The sequence below is a fragment of the Pelorhabdus rhamnosifermentans genome, assembly GCF_018835585.1.
In the GTDB taxonomy this organism is placed as follows: domain Bacteria; phylum Bacillota; class Negativicutes; order UMGS1260; family UMGS1260; genus Pelorhabdus; species Pelorhabdus rhamnosifermentans.
Genome location: NZ_JAHGVE010000037.1, coordinates 23,055 through 29,160 on the forward strand (window position 1 = coordinate 23,055; position 6,106 = coordinate 29,160).

The 6,106-nt window shown below is 40.0% G+C and carries 3 protein-coding genes and 3 pseudogenes; all 6 read right to left on the minus strand.

What is annotated here, in order from left to right:
• Window positions 1-8: 8 nt before the first annotated feature.
• Entirely contained in the window at window positions 9-1,961 is a 1,953-nt protein-coding gene (locus tag Ga0466249_RS23880) for a hemagglutinin repeat-containing protein (RefSeq protein ID WP_312889828.1), read from the minus strand.
• Between the two features lie 81 nt (window positions 1,962-2,042).
• Window positions 2,043-2,180 (minus strand): annotated as a pseudogene (locus Ga0466249_RS26855) (hypothetical protein); the annotation flags it as partial.
• A 248-nt stretch (window positions 2,181-2,428) separates the two neighbouring features.
• A pseudogene (locus Ga0466249_RS23885) lies at window positions 2,429-2,671 on the minus strand (OmpH family outer membrane protein); the annotation flags it as partial.
• Between the two features lie 74 nt (window positions 2,672-2,745).
• Complete coding sequence (locus Ga0466249_RS23890; RefSeq protein WP_215832007.1) at window positions 2,746-3,597, minus strand: tetratricopeptide repeat protein; 852 nt, start codon at window positions 3,595-3,597, stop codon at window positions 2,746-2,748.
• 39 nt (window positions 3,598-3,636) lie between these two features.
• Window positions 3,637-4,281 carry a hypothetical protein gene (locus Ga0466249_RS23895; RefSeq protein ID WP_215832008.1) on the minus strand — a complete coding sequence of 215 codons (645 nt, stop codon included), beginning with the start codon at window positions 4,279-4,281 and terminating at the stop codon, window positions 3,637-3,639.
• Between the two features lie 74 nt (window positions 4,282-4,355).
• A pseudogene (locus Ga0466249_RS23900) lies at window positions 4,356-6,106 on the minus strand (hypothetical protein); the annotation flags it as partial.

Consider the following 6,106-nt stretch of genomic DNA (forward strand, 5'->3'; position numbering starts at 1 on the left):
CACCTGCACTATTCAATCATTTTTTTTAATTGCCTTGCATATTCCAACAATTCTTGATAAGTAAAATTCTGATTAGCCGCCATTCCTAAATCGTCCTTTATTTCATGAATGTAGTCTCCAAATGCATCTCTGTCAACCCCAATCTCTCTGGCTGCATCATTGACCATTTTCAAATCCCGCTTTACTCCACCAGCAAGACCTGTTACATCTTCTTTTGCTTGCTGCTGCATTTTAAGATCACTCGGATGAATGACCGCCTCGCCATTTATCGTAATTACATCCCCAGTATCTTCATTAAGAGCTATGCGACCTGAAATACCTGGTTTCCACTTTAAATAGGTATCGGCAGAATTGATTCCGTCACCTTTTACATATTCTGACCCATTTTCCTTATTATCAGGGTCCTGTTGCCAAACTACCGCACCAACTGGCGGAACATCATCTTGCATATAAGTATCTACGCCGTTAATAATTTTGTAAAATCCTTCTCCTTTAACAAATATATATGCTCCTTCATAGGTCGGATGATGGACATAATCATTATGCTTTACTCCATTAAATGCTGCACTAGCTCCAGCCTGAGCATTGCCACCTACTACTTTGGCTGCTGCCGCTCCAACTATGGAACTTGCAATGAGACGAAGATTTGGGTCCTTGATATTGGCTAGTTGTTTTTGTGCAAGCTGACTTAATCCATCCCCAGCTGCTCCAGAAGCAAAACCATTACCTGCAAGGCCAGACACAATTCCACTAGAAACAGCATGTAAAAGAGCCTTATATTCTCCACCTTCAGCCCATTTAGCTTTTTCTTCAGGAGTCTTAGCATTTTTTCGCATGCTTTCTGCCAAATCGCCGATTATCTGATTGGCTTCTTGACCAAATAGATTAACCAATTCCTGTCTCTCTTGGACAGTTTTCTTGTCAAATATCTTCCCTAGAGCGTTAAGCGAATCATTAGTATTCCTACTTAATCCACTAATGTCTTGGTTTGGATTGCTTCGTATTTCAATCTTTCCAGGAGAAATCGCTGATTTAGTTGTACTGTCTGCTTTTCCGTTAACTGGCATACTTGGAGTAGATGTAATAATACCATTTTTCAAATCTACGCCTGTACTGCTTGCGCTGTAATCCGCCTTATTTTGGATATCCGAGTGTGTCAGCGTATCCGTAGATATCTTATTCTTATCCGGCGTAGCCGTGCTGGCGATGACCGCACCCTTCAGGTCCGTATTCTTGCCGACGGTGATGTCGAAGCCATCCTTGCCTGCATGGATGCCTGCCTGTTCGGTTACGCTGCCATAATTGGAATCGGTTTTGCCTTTACCTGCGGAACCTGTTATACCATTGTTATGACCGCTAGAAATGCCAATTCCGCTGTTTTGGTTCTTCGCGTTGTAGTTATCAATATCCTGCAGACTCGCTATGTTTAGATTACCGCCGATATTAGCAATGACTTTGCCGCCATTGACCTGAGAACCGGTAATATTCGTATCTTTGCCAGATACAAGCGACACGGTGCCACTGGCATTAATGACGCTGCCTTCGTTAGTAATAGCATTTCCGTTTTCATGGCCGCTTCCTTTGCTGCTGTTGACAAAATAGCCTGTTCCAATATTTCCACCTACTGAACTAGAAGAGGAGCTGGTGGTGCTTGTCGTCTGCTCTTTGTTTTGTGCCGCGTCAATATTGAGATTGTTCTTGGCATCAAGCGTAACATCGGCAGCATTGATTTTCGTTCCTTTCAGGTTCACATCGCCTGCCGTAGCGATAATGTTCACATCGCCGCCTGCGTTGATATTGGACAGATTGACGGTTTCAGTGTGGTTGGTCTGCTCTGACGTGATTTTCGTACTGCCGAGGCTGACACTGATGGATGGCTTAATATCCATATTTTTTCCCACATCTTTTAGGTCTTCCACTGCTTTATAGTCGTAGAGAGCCTTGAGACGGTCATCCTGCACTTGGCCGGACCGCCGAATATCTCCCGCTGCATTGATGGCACTGGTAACTGCTCCGCCACCTAATGAGACGGTCAGACCGCTTTGCTTGAATTCGTATTTGTACTGACTGTCATAGGTGTTCAGAGCATTATCGAGGGTTACGTCTTTGCCGAGTATGTTGAGGTCCTTGCCTGCAACAAAAGTAGTACCTGCACTATTTACTTTGTCACCGGCTGTTATGGAGACATTGCCATTTATGGAACCTACTGTACTGCCGATTTCAGCTAGTATCTATTCATTGGCAGTGCTTGCTTTTACTGCCAATGGTGAAACCCAACCCGCTGCCGAATATACCGGATGTTTGATATAAGAATATGCTCTTCGGCTCTGGTTTCACCCACCGGCTTAGGTACCACTAGAAGACACTGAAATGAAAAAAGATGTCAGCGGATTTTTACGTCCGCTGACATCTCTTGTTTAAACTTAACTTATTTACCCGTAATCTTTTTCATTACGTCATCTGTTATATCTTGTCCACCATAAGCAATAACACTTTTATCCATAACAATGGTTAATCCCTTGTCATCAGCTACCACTTTGATTGCAGCATTTACTTTATCTCGAATAGCGTTTATTAGTTCCTGCTGTTTTTGTTGGATTCCTTGTTGTAACTGTTGGGATAAGGCTTTTTTATCGTTATCGTTCATATTGGCTGATTTAGCATTAAAATCATCTTGTGCTTGTTTGACATTTTAGTTAGCTCTACGTTTCACACTGTCGGCTCCCCCTGATTTCCCCCTTCGTCTTACTCAATGTCTTGCTCAAGAGCTTTCAAACTCTTTTTAACCATATCAATCCTTAAATCGTTTGGGTCGGCATATTGAAGGAATTTATTATAACTATCTATTGCTTCCTTTTTGCTTTTTAGGCCTTCTAATGTTAACCCCTTAAAATAATACGCTACTGCATAACGCTCATCTAGTTTAATCGCTGTATCAAAGTCGGCTATCGCTAAATCATACTGTCCTTTGTCTGAATAAGCATTGCCCCGTACCGTATAGGCATAAGTAAAATCTGGTTTTAGCTCAATTGCTTTGCTTAAGTCAGTAATTATCAGGTCGAAATATGAAAACCGCTGTGTCTCACTCATTATATCTGTCAACGGGACGTTTTTCTCCGCAGCTTTAAAATAAGCTTGTGTTACTATTTCATAATAGGATAACCCACGCCTAACAAAAGCCTTTGAAAATTTAGGATTAATTTGAATAGCTTTACTAAAATCAGTAATTGCCAATTCATACTGCTTATTTATAAAATAGGTATCCCCTCGATTGTAATACACGTTTGCATTGTTTGGCACATATTCAATAACTTTTGTAAAATCAGCTATCGCGCTCTCATATTGTTTTTTCATTTTATAAATTAATCCGCGTCGATTATAGGCATCCACATTTTTGGGATTCAGTTTGATTGTTTCACTATATGCCTCAACTGCCCTATCATACTCTTTACTGTTAAAGAATTGATTTCCTTGTTCAAACCATTGCGTTTCCGTTAATTTTTGTTCTGCAGTAACACTTGAATTAGAGCAGGTAAGCATAACTATCAAAAACAAAAGGCTGTAAAATACTGATTTCTTTCTTCGGATTACACTCATCTCATTTTTCCACCTCAATTAGCTTTTACAATTAGCAAACTATTTTAGAAGGTTCAGCTTTTTACGTAATTCAACCATTGATTGACCATCTATTTGGGCATTTCCGCCTAAAGTAGTTTCTAACTGATCCAGCGTATGTGTTAAAAAACTAAATATAGCATCTTTAAAATCGCCTTTTGAAACATTATAAACACCTTTTGGCTTTGAAAAATATACTTGGCTCTCTTCCCAGAAACCATTATCCCAAGCTAATTCAATATTCTCCTCAACTCGTCTAAAATAGACACTAGCAAGTATTGAACCAGCTCTATTGGAAAACCATGAATGCCTGAATATCCATGAACTTTTTGCTTGATACCACAAATAAAATTCATCGTCCTCTTCAGACTCAAACTTATCACTTTCGCGAATTAGCTCCAGTGAATTTTTACCATTTACAGGTAATGGAAAGGGATCGTATCCCAAAACATATTCTAGATTATTACACAACCATTCTACAATATATATCAAATTCCACTCATACTTACCTAGAACACCCTTAGCCGTATATTCACAAACATCTTGTCCCATTACCCATAACCTAAAAATACCCCACGATTGTTTTAATACTTTATCCTCCTCATATGGGCTAGGTATAAACTGGTATTCTATTGCAAACTTGTCTACATCACCAAATATCGGCACTAAACACCCTCCTTAGATGAAATACTGCTATAGGATGATAGCTTTTATCATCCTATAGTCATACCATTCAAGAATTACTTATTCTTAATCCACTTATTATACTGAGCATTGGAAATTACCCCGTCATTTTTCATTTGTCTCAAAACATCAGCTGGTACTTCTTCCGCCGGATTCTTAACTTCATAAGCATGCCATCCTCCAACATTATCAGGCTGAAATTTTACTAGTTTCCCATCAGAAACATTATACAATTGCTTAGTCCCATCTGACGAATATGCAGTATTTAATGATTGTTGCCCTTTTTCTTGATCATTCCAAAATGGGTCAGCACTTATATCACCTTTAGCTTGACTTGTGTGCTTTCCATCATTAGGAGCTAATTTACGTTCAGCATTACCTGACCCCTGAGCACTTGTCCCAGTATTCGCCCCACTACTAGAAAAAGCTTTACCTAAATCATTCGAGAAATTATAGACACCATTTAACGTAGCAGTCCCTGAAGCAATCGTCGCTGCACCACCTGCAATAGCACCCACACCAGTAGGCGAAACAGCAATTGTTGCTCCTCCATTAGTTATGGTAACTAATGTACCTCCTACAACAAAAGCAACATCTCCTAATGATTTTCCAACATAATACATTCTAGGATTTTCACCATTTGCCATATCCACTTGTACAAGATTCCAAGACCCATTTTGAGCAATTGATGCACCTAGACCTTGTCCGATAGGAGCAATTTGTTGCTTATAAAAGCTATAGGCAGCAGTACCATGGTACCACTGTTTCATTTTGTCAAATAGGCTATCATAATTCGTTGAGTTATCTTTGCCTAATACGTCACTAGCCATAGTGTGACATGTTGGGTCTACGACAACTTCGAATCCTCTCACATTAACCCCAATTGTTATAGGTTCTTTGATTTTATCATAATTATTGTTTATAAAATCTATTAGCTGTTCTTTATCAATTTTCTCCCATTTGGCGTTTACGGCGTCTCTTTCTTCCTGATTTTTACACTGACTAAGTTCATCCAGCATTTCCTGATATTGCTCATGACTCAAATGGTTATTCTTCGTCTCACTAGCAGCTACACTTGCCCCAGTCTGTGCATTACCACCAACCATTTTGGCAACAACAGCACCTACAATCGCACTAGCCCATTGCATAGCCGCAGGGTCTTTGATATTTTTCAACTCGTTCATCACAAGCTGATTCATGCCACCACCGGCAGCTTCTGATGCAAAACTTTCTCCGCCTAGTTTTGACATTAAACCACCAGCAAAGGTATCGAGGGCAACCTTTTCAGGACTACCTTCTTTTAATCCAAGATCGCCAATGGCCTTAAATACTTCTTGACCAAAGACTTGCGCTAATTCCTGTTGTTCTTGAACTGTTTTCTTATTAAATATCTTGCCAAGAGCATTAACTGAATTAGTAGTGTCTCTACTCAGATTAGAAATATCTTGTTTCGGATTGCTACGAATATCGATAGTTCCATTAGAAATAGCTGATTTTGTAGTACTATCAGCGTATCCACTTGAAGATATCACAAGAGCCGGAGTAAGTCCCTGATCTTTTTTAGCTACATCTTTACCAGTATTATAATTGACTCCCGAACTACTTGCGCTGTAATCCGCCTTATTCTGGATATCCGAGTGTGTCAGCGTATCCGTAGAGATTTTATTCTTATCCGGTGTAGCATCACTGGCAATGACCGCACCCTTCAGGTCGGTATTCTTGCCGACGTTGATATCGAAGCCGTCTTTGCCTGCAAAGATGCCTGCCTGTTCGGTAACGCTATTATAATTGGAATCTGTTTTGCCTT